The organism is Mesorhizobium sp. M1E.F.Ca.ET.063.01.1.1 (assembly GCF_003998155.1).
Taxonomy (GTDB): domain Bacteria; phylum Pseudomonadota; class Alphaproteobacteria; order Rhizobiales; family Rhizobiaceae; genus Mesorhizobium.
On record NZ_RZSC01001196.1, the window covers coordinates 1 to 1,161 of the forward strand.

A 1,161-nucleotide genomic window follows, 5' to 3' on the forward strand; every position below is an offset into this window, starting at 1 on the left:
ACAGATAGCCGTCGCCGGCCGTCGGCCACCAGGTGAAGTTGATCATCACCGAGAACGTGCCGGCGATCGCGGCTCCGATGCCGGTGAAGACGAACACCTTGACCCGCACGCGCTTGACGTCGATGCCCATCTGCTTGGCGCTGTCCGGATTGTCGCCGACCACCTTCACCTGCGCGCCGAAGCGGTGGCGATTGTAGAGCAGCGCCGAGAAGACGACGAAGGCGATGGCCCAGAAGATCTGCACTGGGATGCCCCAGATCTGGCTGGAGAAGATCGCGTAGGCCGAGCTGTCGGCCAGACTGGTCACCGCCGTCGACTTGCCCTCGTTGATGATCTGGATCAGGCCGCGCAGCAGGAAATTCATGCCGAGTGTGGCGATCAGCGACGACAGCCCGCCATAGACCACCAGCGATCCGACCAGGAAGCCGAGCAGCGTGCCGGTGACGAGCGCCGCGGCAATGCCTAGGAACGGATCGTAGCCTGCCTGCACGACCAGCGCGAAGACCCAGGAGGCAAAGCCCATCGTCGCCGGAAACGACAGGTCGATCTCGCCGCAGGTGACGACGAAGACGAGCGGCACCACCACGAACAGCGCCACCGGAAGCGTCGTGAGTACCGAACTGTAGAGATACCAGGTGGTGAAGACGGTCGGGTTGGCGATGATGAAGACCGCCATCATGACGATGAACACGGCGAGCGTGCCGAGGGCGGCGCGGTTGTCGAGGACGAAGCCGCGCAGCCAGTGGTCGGAGGGATGGTTCCACTCCTTGCCTGATTCCTTGGCTGCTTGGCCGCTTGCCCCTCCCAGAGGCGTTTGCAGATCGGGTTCCATGGCCTTGCTCATCACGCTCTCTGCTCCGCTCCGCCTGCCTCATGCAGCCCCGGCAAGCCGCCCGGGTGTGCTACGTCTTCCATGAAGTTGATGAGGTCTTCGGCCGACTTGACCTCGCTGCGGTCGGCGGTGAGCGCCACCTTGCCGCGGTCGAGCACCACGAAGCGGTCGGCGATGTCGAAGACATGATGGATGTTGTGGCCGATGAACAGGATCGACCGGCCGCTCGCCCGCACCTGGCGCGCGAAATGGAAGACCTTGGCGGTCTCGGTCAGCGACAGCGCCGTCGTCGGCTCGTCGAGGATGATCAGTTCCGCCTGCTTGTAGAT

1 protein-coding gene and 1 pseudogene are annotated in these 1,161 nt (G+C 64.0%); both read right to left on the reverse strand.

The window, feature by feature from the left end; all coding sequences use genetic code 11:
- Positions 1-844, reverse strand: an 844-nt coding sequence (locus EOA29_RS37200; RefSeq protein ID WP_145970082.1) for an ABC transporter permease, incomplete at its 3' end; no start/stop codon positions are given.
- Positions 844-1,161 (reverse strand): annotated as a pseudogene (locus EOA29_RS37205) (sugar ABC transporter ATP-binding protein); the annotation flags it as partial. The gene EOA29_RS37200 and the pseudogene EOA29_RS37205, both read right to left, overlap by 1 nt.